We start from the raw sequence: 17,692 nt of genomic DNA, 5'->3' as shown, positions 1-17,692 counted from the left end.
ATTTAAAAGAATCTAAACTTTGTACCTTTGTAAAACCTAAAGTTTTGAATTAAATAAATGAATTTTCAAGTAGTATCCGATTACCAGCCTAAGGGCGACCAACCACAAGCGATTGAAAAACTAACTCAAGGGATTGTTGATGGCGAAAAGTTCCAAACACTTTTGGGTGTTACTGGTTCTGGGAAGACATTTACAGTAGCGAATGTGATTCAAGAAGTGCAAAGACCCACATTGGTTTTAGCGCACAACAAAACTTTGGCGGCACAATTGTATTCCGAATTCAAGCAATTTTTTCCAAATAATGCAGTGGAATATTTTGTTTCGTACTACGATTATTACCAGCCTGAAGCTTTTATGCCTGTAACCGGCGTTTTCATAGAAAAGGATTTATCCATCAATGAAGAATTGGAAAAAATGCGAATGTCAACCACTGCTTCGTTACTTTCGGGACGTAGAGATATTTTGGTTGTTGCATCGGTTTCGTGTTTGTATGGTATTGGAAATCCTATAGAATTTCAGAAAAACTTAATTCCTGTTGAGAAAGGGCAAATCATTTCCCGAACTAAATTATTACATCAATTGGTACAAAGTTTATATTCGAGAACGGAAGCCGATTTTAATCCCGGAAGTTTCAGAATAAAAGGAGATACCGTAGATGTTTATCCTAGTTATGCTGATGAAGCATACAGAATTCATTTTTTTGGTGATGAAATCGAAGAGATTGAAAGTTTCGATACAAAGGATTCTAAAGTCCTTGAAAAATTTGAAAAACTGACAATTTACCCTGCTAATATGTTTGTGACTTCTCCAGATGTACTGCAAGGCGCGATTTGGGAAATTCAACAGGATTTAGTAAAACAAGTCGATTATTTCAAGGAAATTGGCAAACATTTGGAAGCAAAAAGATTGGAAGAACGTACCAATTTTGATTTGGAAATGATTCGCGAACTCGGTTATTGTTCCGGAATTGAAAATTATTCTCGTTACCTCGACGGTCGATTACCAGGAACGAGACCTTTTTGCTTGCTGGATTATTTCCCTAAAGATTATTTAATGGTCGTGGACGAAAGTCACGTAACACTTTCACAAGTTAGTGCGATGTACGGTGGAGATCGAAGCCGTAAAGAAAATTTAGTAGAATATGGTTTTCGACTTCCAGCAGCAATGGACAATCGCCCATTGAAATTTGAGGAATTTGAAGCCATGCAAAACCAAGTGATTTATGTTTCGGCGACACCAGCCGATTATGAATTAGAAAAAACAGAGGGTGTTGTTGTTGAGCAAGTGATTCGCCCGACAGGATTATTGGATCCAATCATTGAAATCCGACCAAGTTTAAACCAAATTGACGATTTAATTGAAGAAATTCAGGTTCGAGCAGAAATTGACGAGCGCGTGTTGGTGACTACTTTAACGAAAAGAATGGCTGAAGAATTGGCTAAATATTTAACCAAAGTTAACATTCGTTGCCGTTACATTCACTCTGAAGTAGATACATTGGAACGAATTGAAATTATGCAAGATTTGAGAAAAGGAATTTTTGATGTGCTAATTGGTGTGAATTTACTTCGTGAAGGCTTGGATTTACCAGAAGTTTCTTTGGTGGCGATTTTAGATGCAGACAAAGAAGGTTTTTTGAGAAGTCATCGTTCTTTAACTCAAACAATTGGTCGTGCGGCAAGAAATCTAAATGGGAAAGCGATTATGTATGCTGATAAAATCACGAACAGCATGCAAAAAACAATCGATGAAACCAATTACCGAAGAACCAAACAGATTAATTACAATACGGCAAATAATCTGGTTCCGATGGCTTTAAATAAAAAAATAGAGAGTGCTTTTACTAAAAACCCGTTAGCCGATTATGAATTGGGTTACACTTTGAATACTGCCGCTGAGCCTGAAAATTTATATATGTCAAAACCTGAGATTGAAAAAATCATCAGGGAAAAACGCAAATCAATGGAGAAAGCCGCAAAAGAATTGGATTTTATGCAAGCCGCCAAATTACGAGATGATATCAAACGACTACAAGGACAATTAACTTAATTTTGCTGCTCTTGAAAAACGTGTAATAAAACTTCCGGAGGAATAATAGCATTGGGTGCTTTTTTCATCATTTGAAGTATACGTTTTGTAGAAAATGGGTTTAATCCCATGTCGACCGCTATTTGCTGAATAGCAATTTCTTCTTTTTTATGCAAAATCTGATCTACATGCATTAATAGAGCTAAACGGTAAAATTGTTGAATTCGTTGAAACTCTGTTTTGATTACTATTTTTGGAAGTTCTTGGTGAAATAAATCATTAAAATCTTCCTTTTCAATATTCAATTCATCTGCTACTAAATATAAAAAGTCATATTCTCTCTTATGCAATTTTCCATCAACAGTAGAAAATGCAATCATTTCTAAAAGCAAACTTACTTTTTCTTCGTTAGTATCCATCAATTTATTTTTTGCTAAAATATCGCTTTTAAATTAAAATACAATAATTAGCGTAATGATTAAACATCTTTTATTGATTTACAGATATTAGAGTACAATTTTAGAAAACAAAAAAAAGAGAGAGAATCAATTTTGATTCTCTCTCTTTGCTATTTACATTAAATAGGTCTTAATCATCGTACCCATCGTTATCGCAATGTCCAATATTTCTTTCTTCATATCTTCTTTGAGCTTCGTATCTTCTTTGCTCTTCGTATCTTCTTTGCGCTTCATATCTTCTTTGCGCTTCGTATCTTCTTTGCGCTTCGTATCTTCTTCGATCGTAATCTCTTCGATTATTATATTCTCCATTATTACAGTACACTCTATCATTATCTTGATATTCTCTGTAAACTCGTTGAGGAGCATATCCCCGCTCATAATGACCTGAAACCACTACTGCTGGAAGTCCAACATTTAAACCAAACGATACCTGTGCATTTATAGCGCTGGTGGCAAAAAAGGCTATACCTAGTAATGCGAGTAACTTTATTTTTTTCATCTTTTCAAAATATTAATTAATAACTGCACTTGCGAAATCCAATAACTGTGCCAGTAAATAATTTTAATATTGGCACGAATTAACGAAATATAAGAAAAATCGAAATAAAAAAAACGCATTACCCATATTATCAATTGTTTAAAAAAATTAAAAAAAATGGTGCAAAATGAAACTTTAACAAATCAACGAAATTCGAGCACTGAAACGATAGTATTTTGGAAAGTACTTCTAGTGTAAATCGGAGCAATTAATGAAAATATAGTAGCAATTAAAGTAGAGATCAATAACTAAATGGATTTGATTTTTAGGACAAGATGTTTATTTAAATATAATGATCTGCAATTATAATTTTATTCAAAATCAAAATATAAAATTAATTACTATTTTTAGCTAAAATATTCCTTCTAAATTGAAATACAAATTATAAATTAATGATTAAACGACTTCCCCTCCTTGTTGCATTACTTTTTGCACTTACAAACACAATAGCTCAAAAAAGCACCGCATCAAAACAAGTTTCAAGTTTTACGATAGATGCCCCCCAATTACATTCTAACAAAAAAATTTGGGTGTATTTACCAAAAAATTATTCAAGTTCTCATAAAAAATATTCGGTTATTTATATGCATGATGCCCAAAATCTTTTTGACGCCAAAACATCCTACTCTGGCGAATGGAATGTCGATGAAAAGCTGGACAGTATCAATGCACAAGTTATCGTCATTGGGATTGAGCATGGAAACGATAAACGTATGGAAGAATTAACTCCTTATAAAAACGAAAAATACGGAGGCGGAAAAGCTGACGCTTATTTGGAATTTATGGTCAAAACACTAAAACCTCAAATAGACCAAACTTATCGAACTAAAACAGACAAAAAGCATACTATCATTATGGGAAGTTCCCTTGGAGGCTTAGTTTCCTATTATGCGATTTTGAAATATCCACAAGTCTTTGGTAAAGCTGGTATTTTTTCTCCTTCTTTTTGGTTTTCAAAAGAAATTTATAACTTAACTGAAAAGACAAAAAAAATAAGAACGAAAATCTATTTTCTCTGCGGTGACAACGAAAGTGAGGATATGGTTAATGATCTTAATAAAATGGAGCATTTATTAAACACAAAAAGATGTTATTGCTTGAATTTAAATGAAAAGAAAATTGTAAAAGGAGGGCAACATAATGAAAAATTATGGCGTGATGGTTTTGCCAAAGCAATTGTATGGCTTGGCTATTAATATTTTTTATAAGAAAATCCCTTTCGAATAACAACCTTACTTTATGGAACTGATTTTAAGAAAATTTGAACTTAAATTAAAACATACATTTACCATTTCGAGAAAATCGATTGATGTACAACCCACATTAATCGTTGAATTAAAAAGCGAAGGGTTTTCCGGATATGGAGAAGCAACTTCAAATCCCTATTATAACATTGGAGTTCCAATGATGATTCAAGATTTACTGAAAATCAAAAAACAAATCGAAGTTGTCACCAATGAAACTCCAGAAGAATATTGGGATAAAATGTATCCTTTCCTCAAAGAAAATTTGTTCGCTTTATGCGCATTAGACATCGCATACAATGACTTATATGCCCGCAAAAAAGGAAAAAAACTCTACGAATTATGGAATTATCCCATCGATAAAATTCCTTTGACCGATTTTACAATTGGAATAGATACCATAGAAAAAATGGTTTTAAAAATGGAAGAAATGCCTTGGCCCATTTATAAAATAAAATTGGGAACTCCCGATGATATTGCCATAGTAAAAGAATTACGCAAACATTCTAATTCGGTTTTTCGAGTTGATGCTAACTGTGGTTGGGAAGTAAACGAGACTCTCAATAATGCCATTGAGTTAAAAAAATTAGGAGTAGAATTTATAGAACAACCCTTAAAAGCAGATAATTGGGAAGGTCATGCAACAATTTTTAAAAATTCAGTATTACCAATAATTGCGGATGAAAGCTGCATACTCGAAGAAGATGTAGTCAAATGTCATACTTATTTCCATGGGGTAAATATAAAATTAATGAAATGTGGTGGAATTACCCCAGGGAGAAGGATGATTCAACAGGCGAAGAATTTAGGTTTAAAAACTATGGTAGGCTGCATGACTGAATCTACCGTAGGCATTTCTGCAATTGCGCATTTATTACCGGAATTAGATTATGTTGATATGGATGGCGCTCTGCTTTTGGCCGAAGATATTGCAACTGGCGTAGCAATTATTGACGGTAAAATCATTTATTCTCAAACCAACGGTACTGGAGTTCAGTTAAAGGATTCCATCTCGTTTCATGCATAAAAAATATACGAGTCTAATTGCTTTAAAAACGTACCTTTGTAAAAAATTAAAAAGATGACAAATAACGATATCCTTAAAAAATTACGCGTAGCTCTAATGCTCCGTGATGACCAAATAGTTGAAATATTAGAATTGGTAGATTTTAGAATTACTAAATCGGAATTAGGTGCTTTTTTCCGTGCGGAAGACCATGAGAATTATATGGAATGTGGCGACCAAGTGTTGCGTAACTTCCTAAACGCTCTTGTGATTCACTTGCGTGGAACGAAAGAAAATCCAAAAAATCCAAACGATGTTTTAGCCAAACACAAAGCTCAAATACCTGCTAAAGAAGGATCGAAAGACAGACCTGAATTTAAAGCAACACCAAAAGACGAAGAAAGAGCTAGAGGTGATCAAAAACCAAGTAAATCTGCTGATTTTAAGAAAAAACCTGCCTTTAATTCTAAAGACAAAAAAGCGGCACCGAAAGTACAAGTTGTAGAAAAGGTAAAGTATAGTAACGGAAATAAGAAAAAATCTTAATATTTTGAAAACGGCTTTAATCATAGGAAGTACAGGTTTAATAGGTGCAAGATTATTGAATCTTCTTTTGGAAAGCAGCGACTATGAAAAAGTAGTTACTTTCGTAAAAAGAGATACAGGTATAAAACATCCAAAATTAACGCAACATATTATTGATTTCGACAAACCTGAAAGCTATAAAGAATTAGTTGTTGGTGATGATTTCTTTTGCACCATTGGAACAACCATTAATAAAGCAGGAAGCAAAGAGGCCTTCAGAAAAGTAGATTTCGGATATCCGCGACAATTTGCAACATTTGCAGCGGAAAATAAAGTCAAACAATTTCTTATTATATCCTCTCTTGGCGCCGATGAAACTTCTGGAAATTTTTACCTGAAAACCAAAGGTGAAATTGAAACTTTCCTTAAAAATTGTAATTTTGAAAGTGCTTCTGCACTAAGACCTTCTTTACTTCTGGGAAACCGAAATGAATTTAGATTAGGTGAAAAAATAGGGGCGTTTTTCATGAAAACGTTCTCCGTTTTACTTTTAGGAAATTTAAAAAAATACAAACCTATAGAAAGTAACGATGTTGCAAAAGCATTAGTGAAAATTGCACAAAAAAACAATAAAGGATTCAACATTTATGAATCGGATTTGATTCAAAATACAGCAAATTCTTAAAACAAAAAAAAATCCTGTTCGCCACGGCAAACAGGATTTTTTGTTATAAATAAAGAGCAACTGTAGTGTCTCTTTATTTGCTTATTTAGAAAGAGCTGCTTTTACTTGATCAGCCGCTTCTTGAAATTCAACAGCAGATAAAATTGGCATTCCTGAATTATCAATTAATTCTTTTGCGATAGCTGCATTTGTACCTTGTAAACGAACAATGATCGGTACTTTAATTGCATCACCCATATTTTTATAAGCATCAACAACTCCTTGCGCCACACGGTCACAACGAACGATTCCACCAAAAATATTAATTAAAATTGCTTTTACGTTTGGATCTTTCAATATAATACGGAAAGCAGTTTCAACACGTTTTGCATCAGCAGTTCCACCTACGTCAAGGAAGTTAGCAGGCTCAAAACCAGCATATTTAATTAAATCCATTGTTGCCATCGCTAAACCAGCTCCGTTAACCATACATCCAACTGTACCGTCAAGATCAACGTAATTTAATCCTACTTCTTTAGCTTCAACTTCGATTGGGTTCTCCTCACGAATGTCACGCATATCAGCATATTTTTTTTGTCTGTATAAAGCATTATCATCGATATTTACTTTAGCATCTACAGCCATAATTTTATTGTCAGATGTTTTCAAAACCGGGTTGATTTCAAACATCGATGCATCAGATCCAATATATGCATTGTATAAAGAATCGATAAATTTTACCATTTCTTTGAACGCATTTCCTGAAAGACCTAAATTAAAAGCAATTCTTCTTGCTTGAAAACCTTGCAATCCAACAGAGGGATCAATTTCTTCAGTAAAAATTAAATGTGGCGTATGTTCCGCAACTTCTTCAATATCCATTCCACCTTCAGTAGAATACATAATCATGTTACGACCTGTAGCTCTATTCAATAAAACAGAAACATAAAACTCAGAAGTTTCACTTTCACCAGGATAATAAACATCTTCAGCGATTAAAACTTTGTGTACTTTTTTACCTTCGGCAGAAGTTTGAGGTGTAACTAATTGCATTCCGATGATTTGTTCTGCAATTTCTTCTACTTGTTGTAAGTTTTTTGCCAATTTAACTCCACCACCTTTTCCACGTCCACCTGCATGAACTTGGGCTTTTACAACATACCAACTTGTACCCGTTTCGGTAGTTAATTGTTTAGCAGCAGCAACCGCTTCTACTGGGCTATTAGCAACGATTCCGCGTTGAATGCGAACTCCGTAACTAGCTAAAATCTCTTTTCCTTGATATTCGTGTATGTTCATAATATAGAATTTGTCTGGATTCTGAATTTATTCCAGAATAAAAGTGCCACAAAAATAGCAAAATTAAACAGAACTGTTATTTATTTTTCAATATAATATGCAACATAAATCAGTTTATTCTGTACCAGCCTCACTTTAGATTAGAAAAAAATAAAATTTAAAAATTCTTTACTAATTTGTTATAAAATTTAAAAAGAAATCCGAGGTAGAACATTTCTTTCAAAACTGGGAGCTTCGACTCTTTTTATTTGTTTACTTATTAGCGATTAATCATTTCACAAGTATTTAAACATCGTTTTTGCGATTTATTCAACCCTTTTTTACTATTACTGTAAAAATCGACCCGTTTTGGCATTTACACCTATTATATCCTAGCAAACCTTTAATTTTGTAGAAAAAATATTAAGCATGAAAGTTAAAGAACAAGGCCTTTATTTGCCCGAATTTGAACACGACAACTGTGGCGCAGGATTTATTTGCAATTTAAATGGAATCAAGTCCAATGACATTATACATAAAGCATTAGATATTTTAATAAAATTAGAGCATCGTGGAGCTGTGAGTGCTGATGGTAGAACTGGAGATGGAGCAGGAATTTTATTTGACATCCCTCACGATTTTTTTAAGAAAGTTTGTGATTTTGAATTACCCGAAACTAGACAATATGCAGTAGGAATGGTTTTTATGCCTAAAAGCCAAAACCAAGTTGTTTTTTGCAAAACTACTTTTGAAACTTCGATAAAAGACCAAAATCTAGAAATTCTAGGATGGAGAGATGTTCCTGTAGACGCTACTAATTTAGGACAAATAGCAGCCGAGAAAGAACCAACGGTAAAACAAGTATTCGTTGGCAAAAATGGATTAGATCTTACCGAACAACAATTCAATGCAAAATTGTTTGCAGCAAGAAAAATTGCTGAGCACGCTATTAGAAATTCAAGAATTTCCGAAAGCCACATGTTCTATTTTTCTAGTTTTTCAACAACAACAATAATATACAAAGGTTTGCTGATGCCGGAAGATATCAGTAGATATTATACTGATTTAACCGATGACGATTTGGTAACTAGGCTAGCTTTAGTACACCAACGCTTCTCGACTAATACTTTTCCTTCCTGGGAATTAGCACAACCGTTTAGATACATGTGTCATAACGGTGAAATAAATACACTTCGCGGTAACATAAGTAGAATGCGAGCTCGTGAAGAATTAATGAAAAGTGACGTTTTTGGTGATGATATAAAAAAATTATTTCCTATTATATTAGAAGGCAAATCCGATTCGGCTTCAATGGATATGGTAATCGAATTGTTATTAATGACAGGACGTTCTTTACCGGAAGCAATGATGATGGTTGTACCTGAAGCTTGGGAAAAACACCAAACAATGTCCGAAGATAAAAAAGCATTTTACGAATACAATGCTTGTATCATGGAGCCTTGGGATGGTCCAGCTTCTATTCCGTTTACGGATGGAAATGTTATTGGTGCTTTGTTAGACAGAAACGGTTTACGTCCATCACGATATACACTTACTAAAACTGGCTTTGTTATTATGTCTTCAGAAATTGGCGTTCTCGATATCAAGCCAGAAGATGTGATTAAACATGGTCGATTAGAACCTGGTAAAATGTTTCTAGTAGACATGAACGAAGGAAGAATTATTGAAGATGATGAGATAAAAAATGCTATTGCAACTAAACGTCCCTATAAAAAATGGCTCGATGAAAATTTATTGCAATTAGCTCAAATTCCTTATACTAACAATGCGATTCCAATAGAAAATATCGATTTTGAAACAAGACAGCGTTTATTTGGTTATACCATTGAAGATTTAAAAACTATAATCAACCCAATGGGGACGCAAGGTGCTGAGCCTTTAAGTTCCATGGGAAATGACACTCCATTAGCCGTTTTATCAGATCAACCGCAACTATTATACAACTACTTCAAACAGTTATTTGCACAAGTTACTAATCCGCCATTGGACGGTATTCGCGAAGAAATAATTACTGATATTAGTCTAGCTATTGGTGGTGATTACAACATTTTTGATATTGTTCCAAAACATTGTAAAAAATTAAAAATCCAAAATCCGGTTATTTCAAATGAGGATTTAGATAAAATAAGAAACATCAATCATCCTGATTTCAAATCGGTTACTATTTCAACTTTATACGATATAGAAAAAGGAGTAAACGGCTTAGAACGCGCATTGGAAAGAGCGGTGAAAGCTACTTTCAAAGCAGTTTCAGAGGGCTGCAACATTGTGATTATTTCTGACAGAGGAGTTAGTGAAAAATTGGCACCAATACCAATGTTGTTGGCTTGTTCTTATATTCATCATTCGCTAAACATTCTAAAAGTTCGTTCGAAATTTGGAATCATAATCGAATCTGCAGAACCTCGTGAGCCACACCATTTCGCTTTATTATTTGGATATGGCGCAAGCGCAATTAACCCGTACATGGTGAATGAGATTATTCATAACCAAGTAAATCAAGGTTTTATTACAGGTATAAAAGCAGATTATGCAATTAAAAATTACAATAAAGCAATTGCAAAAGGAATTCTTAAAATCATGAACAAAATTGGCATCTCTACTTTACATTCCTACAGAGCCGCACAGATTTTTGAAATTTTAGGATTAAATAAAACTTTTACTTCTAAATATTTTCCTTACACTCCTTCAAGAATTGAAGGAATTGGATTGAATGAAGTAGAAAAAGAAATCAAAAAAAGATACCAGAAGGCTTTCCCAAATTCAGAAGTAGCTAATTTATTGCCTTTAGAAATTGGAGGAATATACAGATGGAGAAGAACCGGTGAAAAACACATGTTCAACCCAACAACAATTTCTAAATTACAACAAGCTGTTCGATTAAACAGTCCAGAAAGTTATAAAGAATATGCTAATATGGTTAATGACCAAAGCAAAAACCTAATGACTATAAGAGGTTTATTCGAATTTAATAATTTGGATCCAATATCTATTGACGAAGTAGAACCTTGGACAGAAATTGTGAAAAAATTCAAAACTGGCGCAATGTCTTATGGATCAATCAGTCAGGAAGCCCATGAAAACTTAGCAATCGCTATGAATAGAATTGGCGGAAAAAGCAATTCTGGCGAAGGTGGAGAAGATTCTAAACGTTTTCAAAAAGATCTTAATGGCGATTCTAGAAATAGTGCGATTAAGCAAGTGGCTTCGGGAAGATTTGGTGTTTCTATCAATTATTTGACTAATGCCAAGGAGATTCAAATAAAAATGGCTCAAGGTGCAAAACCTGGAGAAGGTGGTCAATTACCCGGTGAAAAAGTAGTGCCATGGATTGCAGAAGTTAGAAATTCAACTCCATATGTTGGATTGATTTCACCACCGCCTCATCACGATATTTATTCTATTGAAGATTTATCTCAATTGATTTTTGATTTAAAAAATGCCAATCGTGAAGCACGTATTAACGTTAAATTAGTTTCTGAAGTTGGTGTTGGAACAATCGCTGCAGGTGTTGCTAAAGCGAAAGCCGATGTGATCTTGATTTCAGGATATGACGGAGGAACAGGTGCAGCGCCATTAACATCCTTACAACATACTGGAATTCCTTGGGAACTTGGATTGGCGGAAGCCCAACAAACCTTAATCTTAAATGATTTAAGAAGCCGTGTCGTTTTAGAATGTGACGGACAATTGAAAACAGGTCGTGATGTAGCCATCGCCGCCTTACTTGGTGCCGAAGAATTTGGTTTCGCAACCGCTCCGCTGGTAGCTTCAGGATGTATTATGATGAGAGCTTGTCACTTGAATACTTGTCCCGTTGGAATTGCAACACAGGATCCTGAATTGAGAAAAAATTTCAAAGGAACACCGGAACACATTATCAACTTCATGTATTTTATTGCCGAAGAGTTAAGAGAAATCATGGCGCAACTAGGGTTTAGAACGCTAAAAGAAATGGTTGGGCAATCTCAGAAATTGAATGTCAACAAAGCCATCAAACATTATAAGGCAAGTGGATTAGATTTATCTACAATTTTATACAAACCGGAAAAAGCAAAAACGGTTCCAAATCATAATACTACAACTCAAGACCATGCCTTAGAACATGTACTTGATTTTGATATTATAAAAGCAGCTATTCCTTCTATTTATAGAAAAGAAAAAACAAGAGTTACTTTTGATATCAAAAACACAGATCGATCTGTTGGCGCTATTTTAAGTAATGAAATTTCAAAAATTTATGGCGCCCAAGGATTACCTGAAGATACGATTTTAGTTGATTTTGAAGGCTCTGCCGGACAAAGTTTTGGTGCTTTTGCAACTAATGGATTATCATTTAAAATTCATGGAAATTGTAATGACTATTTAGGAAAAGGGCTTTCTGGAGGAAAACTGATTATAAAAGTTCCCCCTACCGCTACTTTCAAACCGGAAGAAAACATTATCATAGGCAACGTTGCACTTTATGGTGCGATTACGGGTGAAGCTTATATCAACGGTATGGCGGGCGAACGTTTTTGCGTTAGAAATTCTGGGGCAACAGCAGTTGTTGAAGGAATTGGAGATCATGGATGTGAATATATGACAGGAGGAACTGTAGTCGTTTTAGGAAAAACCGGAAGAAATTTCGCTGCAGGTATGAGTGGAGGTATCGCTTATGTTTTTGATCCAAATAAAAAATTCGACGCAACATTATGTAATATGGAAATGGTCGCATTCGAAACATTAGAAGATGAAGATGTTGCAAAACTAAGACGTTTAATTCGAAATCATTCCTTGTATACCAACAGTCCTTTGGCAAAAAGAATTTTGGAAGATTGGGAAAATCAACAAAAAAACTTTATCAAGGTAATGCCTATTGACTACAAAAAAGCATTGCAACGATTAGCGCAAGAAAAAAAAATTGAAGAACTAATAGCAGAATAGTCATGGGCAAGATAGGTGGATTTATAGAATATAAAAGAACTGACGAAAGTAATATAGTAGCTAAAGAACGGGTATCGAATTATAGTGAATTTACAATTCCTTTAGAAAAAGATAAAATTAAAGAACAAGGTTCCAGATGTATGGATTGTGGCATCCCTTTTTGCCACAGTGCCTGTCCGTTAGGAAATTTAATTCCAGATTTTAATGACATGGTACATCAGGAAGAATGGCAAAGTGCATTAGAGATTTTGCAATCAACAAATAACTTCCCTGAATTTACAGGTCGTTTATGCCCTGCACCATGTGAGAAATCATGTGTTTTAGGAATCATCAGCGAACCGGTAGCAATCGAAAATATCGAAAAAAATATTATCGAAAGAGGTTTTGCCGAAGGATGGATAAAACCACAACCTCCAAAAATAAGAACTGGTAAATCGGTAGCTGTGATAGGCTCTGGCCCTGCTGGTTTAGCAGCTGCACAGCAATTAAATCGCGCTGGACATACTGTAACCGTTTTTGAACGAGATAATGCAATTGGTGGATTATTACGTTACGGAATTCCAAATTTCAAATTAGAAAAAGGAATTATCGACAGACGTGTTAAAGTACTGGAAGCAGAAGGAATTACTTTTAAAACCAATGTAAACGTTGGTGTGAATTACAGTATAGACCAATTGAATGCTTTTGACTCAATCGTATTATGTGGAGGAGCAACTGAAAGAAGAAGTTTACCAACAAAAGGGATTGAAAGCAAAGGTGTTGTTCAAGCGATGACTTTTTTGACACAACAAACTAAAGTATTGTACGGTGAAGCAATTCCAGATCAAATAAAGGCAACTGGCAAGAATGTTATCGTTATTGGTGGTGGAGATACCGGTTCTGACTGTGTAGGAACATCAAATAGACATGGAGCAATATCGGTCACAAATTTTGAGATTTTACCAAAACCACCAGTTGGAAGAAGTGAAACTACTCCTTGGCCATTTTGGCCGCTACAATTAAAAACATCATCTTCACACGAAGAAGGTTGCAATAGAAATTGGTTAATCAATACCAAAGAATTCATATCTAATGAAAGCGGCCAATTAACAGGATTAAAAACTGTTGAAGTAGCTTGGAAAATGACACCTGGTCAAAGACCAGAATTGATTGAAAAGGAAGGTTCAGAGAAAATTTGGCCTTGCGATTTAGCGTTACTGGCACTAGGATTTACGGGTCCTGAAAAGACATTAAGCGATCAATTGGGATTAGAAGTTGACTTTAGAAGTAATTACAAAGCAACAAATTATCAAACAAATGTACCGCATATTTTTACAGCTGGAGATATGAGAAGAGGTCAATCTTTAATTGTTTGGGCTATTTCTGAAGGTCGTGAGGCAGCAAGAGAAGTTGACAATTATTTGATGGGTTTCACCAATTTACCAACAAAAGGAACCGGGGATTTACCCAATTTATAGTAGTATTCCATTTAAAATAATTAAAATTCAGCTTTTACAACAAAAGATTAAAAAAACAAAAAAACACAATAAATGTTTGTTTCCAAACATTTTGTTACAATTTGTTATAATCTTCGTTTTTATTTGTTTGTATTAGTAAAGATAATAAATTTGCAAAAAAATAATAACAATGCAATCAAAAGACTTAGTACAATTAGCGGAACAATTCGGAAGCCCATTATATGTTTATGATGCCGAAAAAATACAATCTCAGTACAACAGATTATCAAAAGCTTTTTCTAAGGTAAATAAGTTGCGCATTAATTATGCGATGAAAGCACTGTCAAATGTTGCTATACTTCAATTGCTTAAAGAAATGGGATCTGGACTGGATACCGTATCTATCCAAGAAGTAATGTTAGGACTTCATGCAGGTTACGAGCCCGAAAAAATATTTTATACCCCAAACGGAGTTTCTTTAGAAGAAATCGAAGAAGTTAACGCCATGGGAGTTCAAATAAATATCGATAATTTGTCAATATTAGAACAATTTGGAACAAAATATCCAAACGTTCCAGTTTGCATCCGAATAAATCCTCATGTGATGGCTGGAGGAAATGCAAATATTTCGGTAGGTCATATCGATAGTAAATTTGGTATTTCAGTTCATCAATTACCACATTTAGTTCGTATTGTCGAAAACACGAAAATGAATATCGTAGGAATACATATGCATACGGGTTCAGATATTCTTGATATTGAAGTCTTTTTATATGCCGCTGAAATCTTATTTGATGCTGCTAAAAATTTCAAAAATCTTGAGTTTTTAGATTTTGGAAGCGGATTTAAAGTACCATACAAAAAAGATGATATTGAAACTGATATTGAAGAATTAGGAAAAAAATTGTCTAAAAGATTCAACGCTTTTTGTGTTGAATACGGTAAAGAATTAACACTAATATTTGAGCCAGGTAAATTTTTAGTAAGTGAAGCTGGATTCTTTTTAGCAAAAGTAAATGTTGTGAAACAAACTACATCAACAGTTTTCGCAGGTATTGACAGTGGTTTTAATCATTTAATAAGACCAATGTTTTACGGTTCACAACATCATATTGAAAACATTTCTCATCCAAAAGGAAAGGAACGTTTCTACTCAGTTGTAGGCTACATTTGCGAAACAGATACTTTCGCAAATAACAGAAGGATTTCAGAAATAAAAGAAGGAGATATTTTATGTTTTAGAAATGCTGGAGCCTATTGTTTCTCCATGGCTTCGAATTACAATTCAAGATACAAACCCGCAGAAGTATTGTGGATGAACGGAGAAGGGCATTTAATCAGAGCACATGAAACCTTTGAAGATTTGTTAAAAAATCAGATTCCGCTACCACTTTCCGTAACCACAGTATAAAAATAAAAAATCCCATTTGACAAAGCAAATGGGATTTTTCATAATTAGGAAAATACTATTTATTTATTTTTTAATACCGTTTCCAAAACTTCCGACTCTGTTCCGTTAGGAAATGGAATTTTCAACATTTGCGAAAGTGTAGGCGCAATTTGAGTAATGTATTTTTTAGCATGCAATTCTCCTTTTGGAACTTGCCATCCGTAAAAAAGCAATGGTACATGAGTATCATAACTGTTAGGTGAACCATGTGTAGTTCCTGTAGCTTGATATTCCATATATCCCGCTTTATCAAGTATAACTATATCACCATTTTGTTTTGGATCATATCCTTTTGAAATAAAACTCAAAAAGTAATCATTTCCAGAAGAAGCCAAAATTTCTTCCTCGGTATATACTCTTTTAACTTGCTCCTGGGTCATCAAAAAGTCTTTAAAACTTTGTTTCACTTTTGCCAATTCTAAGCCTCTTTGTTTTATAATTTCTTTATTAAAAAAAAGATTAAAGTTAGAATAATCCAGTACTAAATCGACACCAAACGTATATATTGAATATTTTTTCAACGATTCAATAACATCTTTTGACGGAATATTTTTTACATTGTATTTATTATCTTTTAAATAATTTGGATTTTCAGCTCCAGCATGATCGGCAGTTAAAAAAAGTAAATATTTATCCTTTCCAACGGTTTTGTCTAAATAGTTTAAAAAGATAGCCAAAGTTTGATCTAAACGCAAGTAAGTATCCTGTAACTCCATAGAACGCGGTCCAAAAGTATGCCCTACATAATCAGTGGAAGAAAAACTAACGGTTAGAAAATCCGTAAAATCATCTTTCCCTAGCTCTTCTTTTTCTATTGCTTTCATCGCTAAATCTGCTAAAATATCATTCCCAAAAGGTGTAGTACGTAAAATATCTGCGCCTTTTTCTTTATATATCTTACTCAAATCATATGGAAAAACGGGTGCGTTAGCTTTATCTAATTTCCCTTCATATGGATTATCATCAGGAAGACTTTCATTATAAGTAGCTTTAGGCTTTAATAAATCCCAACCTTTATTAATGTAATTCATATATCGTTTTTCTAGGTTGAATTCTGTTACCCAATCAGGTAATATTGAACCATAAAAGGTACTTGAGATAAAAGATCCTGTTTTACTATACCAAAATGCCCAATTAGCGAAATGACCTGCAGGCAAAATTGCGCCACGATCTTTGATACTTAATCCAATTACTTTTCCTTTGAAATTCGTTGCCATACGCAATTCATCAGTGATGGTAGTACTTAATAAGTTTTTTGGAGACATTGCCCCCTCCTTCTCTGTTCCATCACCAACTGTTTTTACAGAAGCGTCATCGGTACAATACATGTTTTTCTCTGTAGCTTTGTTGAACCAATCATTCCCTACAATACCGTGAGTCGACGGTGTTGTTCCTGTATAAATACTTGCATGACCAGGAGCTGTATAAGTAGGTACATAATTGTAATGCATATTATGAAATGTATAGCCGTTGTCCATGATTCTTTTAAAACCATTAGCTGAAAAATCATCTGAAAAACGATACAAATATTCCATTTTCATTTGATCTACAACAATACCAACAACCAATTTTGGTCTCTCTTGAGCTTGCATATTTAAAGCCATAAAAAATGACAAAGACAAAATAACTTTTTTCATATTATATTTTTATATAGTTCTCCAAAAATACAATTTAATGTTATAAAAATAGGCGTGAAGTAGAACTTAAGAACAATAAATTATCGTTTTTAAATCATTTTAAATGGGCTTGAACCTATAATTTAGCACACTATAAAAATTTTAACGCAAAAAATCCACATCAACTGAATGCTGAGGATATAATAGAATCTGACACTAGTTCAGATTAAAGAAAGGCGACCAATCGATTCGCTGGGTAAACACGTGGAACTGCTGTAAAACAAAAAATCCTCATCAAATGAATGATGAGGATTTTTCAAAGAAAGGCGACGAACCCAGGCAATAGCCGAACACGTCGTACCTATAAAAAAAAAGAACCCCAGCTTTTTCAAGCTGGGGTTCCATAAAGAAAGGCGACGACATACTCTCCCACATAACTGCAGTACCATCTGCGCAGGCGGGCTTAACTACTCTGTTCGGGATGGGAAGAGGTGAGCCC

The 17,692-nt window shown here is 34.1% G+C and carries 12 protein-coding genes and 1 rRNA gene; 8 read left to right on the top strand and 5 right to left on the bottom strand.

Annotation, left to right across the window (positions count from 1 at the left end; genetic code table 11):
- The first annotated feature begins 57 nt into the window (after positions 1-57).
- Positions 58-2,049: an excinuclease ABC subunit UvrB gene (gene uvrB / locus IWX84_RS11265; RefSeq protein ID WP_196850856.1), complete on the top strand. Its 1,992-nt coding sequence runs from the start codon at positions 58-60 to the stop codon at positions 2,047-2,049.
- Here uvrB and IWX84_RS11260 read toward each other — a convergent pair.
- Together IWX84_RS11260 and IWX84_RS11255 are read right to left on the bottom strand one after the other, a co-directional pair.
- Positions 2,046-2,447 carry an excinuclease ABC subunit B gene (locus IWX84_RS11260; RefSeq protein ID WP_196850855.1) on the bottom strand — a complete coding sequence of 134 codons (402 nt, stop codon included), beginning with the start codon at positions 2,445-2,447 and terminating at the stop codon, positions 2,046-2,048. The genes uvrB and IWX84_RS11260 overlap by 4 nt on opposite strands.
- Before the next feature lie 169 nt (positions 2,448-2,616).
- Positions 2,617-2,988 carry a hypothetical protein gene (locus IWX84_RS11255; RefSeq protein ID WP_196850854.1) on the bottom strand — a complete coding sequence of 124 codons (372 nt, stop codon included), beginning with the start codon at positions 2,986-2,988 and terminating at the stop codon, positions 2,617-2,619.
- Between the two features lie 431 nt (positions 2,989-3,419).
- Here IWX84_RS11255 and IWX84_RS11250 point away from each other — a divergent pair, with 431 nt between their 5' ends.
- The 4 genes from IWX84_RS11250 to IWX84_RS11235 are packed head-to-tail and all read left to right on the top strand — an operon-like array spanning position 3,420 to position 6,487.
- The gene (locus tag IWX84_RS11250) at positions 3,420-4,223 is read left to right on the top strand and encodes an alpha/beta hydrolase (protein ID WP_196850853.1); all 804 of its coding nucleotides are present in this window, start codon (positions 3,420-3,422) and stop codon (positions 4,221-4,223) included.
- Between the two features lie 43 nt (positions 4,224-4,266).
- Positions 4,267-5,298, top strand: coding sequence for a dipeptide epimerase (locus IWX84_RS11245; RefSeq protein ID WP_196850852.1), 1,032 nt, complete (start codon positions 4,267-4,269; stop codon positions 5,296-5,298).
- A gap of 54 nt (positions 5,299-5,352) precedes the next feature.
- Positions 5,353-5,823: a DUF1456 family protein gene (locus IWX84_RS11240; RefSeq protein ID WP_196850851.1), complete on the top strand. Its 471-nt coding sequence runs from the start codon at positions 5,353-5,355 to the stop codon at positions 5,821-5,823.
- A gap of 4 nt (positions 5,824-5,827) precedes the next feature.
- Positions 5,828-6,487, top strand: a complete 660-nt coding sequence (locus IWX84_RS11235; RefSeq protein ID WP_196850850.1) for an NAD(P)H-binding protein — start codon at positions 5,828-5,830, stop codon at positions 6,485-6,487.
- Between the two features lie 81 nt (positions 6,488-6,568).
- Here IWX84_RS11235 and sucC read toward each other — a convergent pair whose 3' ends face one another.
- Positions 6,569-7,765: an ADP-forming succinate--CoA ligase subunit beta gene (sucC, locus tag IWX84_RS11230; protein ID WP_196850849.1), complete on the bottom strand. Its 1,197-nt coding sequence runs from the start codon at positions 7,763-7,765 to the stop codon at positions 6,569-6,571.
- 408 nt (positions 7,766-8,173) lie between these two features.
- On the opposite strand from sucC, the gene gltB reads away from it, so the two are divergent.
- The 3 genes from gltB to lysA all read left to right on the top strand — a co-directional run bounded on the left by gltB (position 8,174) and on the right by lysA (position 15,538).
- Positions 8,174-12,691, top strand: a complete 4,518-nt coding sequence (gene gltB / locus IWX84_RS11225; RefSeq protein ID WP_196850848.1) for a glutamate synthase large subunit — start codon at positions 8,174-8,176, stop codon at positions 12,689-12,691.
- Positions 12,692-12,693: 2 nt separating this feature from the next.
- On the top strand, positions 12,694-14,148 hold the full coding sequence (locus IWX84_RS11220) for a glutamate synthase subunit beta (protein WP_196850847.1): 1,455 nt from the start codon (positions 12,694-12,696) through the stop codon (positions 14,146-14,148).
- A gap of 169 nt (positions 14,149-14,317) precedes the next feature.
- Positions 14,318-15,538, top strand: a complete 1,221-nt coding sequence (lysA, locus tag IWX84_RS11215; protein WP_196850846.1) for a diaminopimelate decarboxylase — start codon at positions 14,318-14,320, stop codon at positions 15,536-15,538.
- Positions 15,539-15,597: 59 nt separating this feature from the next.
- Here the strand turns inward: lysA and pafA are convergent, their stop codons facing one another.
- Both pafA and rrf read right to left on the bottom strand, forming a co-directional pair.
- Positions 15,598-17,214: an alkaline phosphatase PafA gene (gene pafA, locus IWX84_RS11210; protein WP_196850845.1), complete on the bottom strand. Its 1,617-nt coding sequence runs from the start codon at positions 17,212-17,214 to the stop codon at positions 15,598-15,600.
- 387 nt (positions 17,215-17,601) lie between these two features.
- Positions 17,602-17,692: ribosomal RNA gene (gene rrf / locus IWX84_RS11205) — 5S ribosomal RNA — on the bottom strand; the annotation flags it as partial.

It is taken from the genome of Flavobacterium sp. CG_9.10, from assembly GCF_015752245.1.
Taxonomy (GTDB): Bacteria; Bacteroidota; Bacteroidia; order Flavobacteriales; family Flavobacteriaceae; genus Flavobacterium.
Note: the sequence above shows the minus strand (reverse complement) of the source record. Positions and strands in the feature narration are given on the sequence as shown.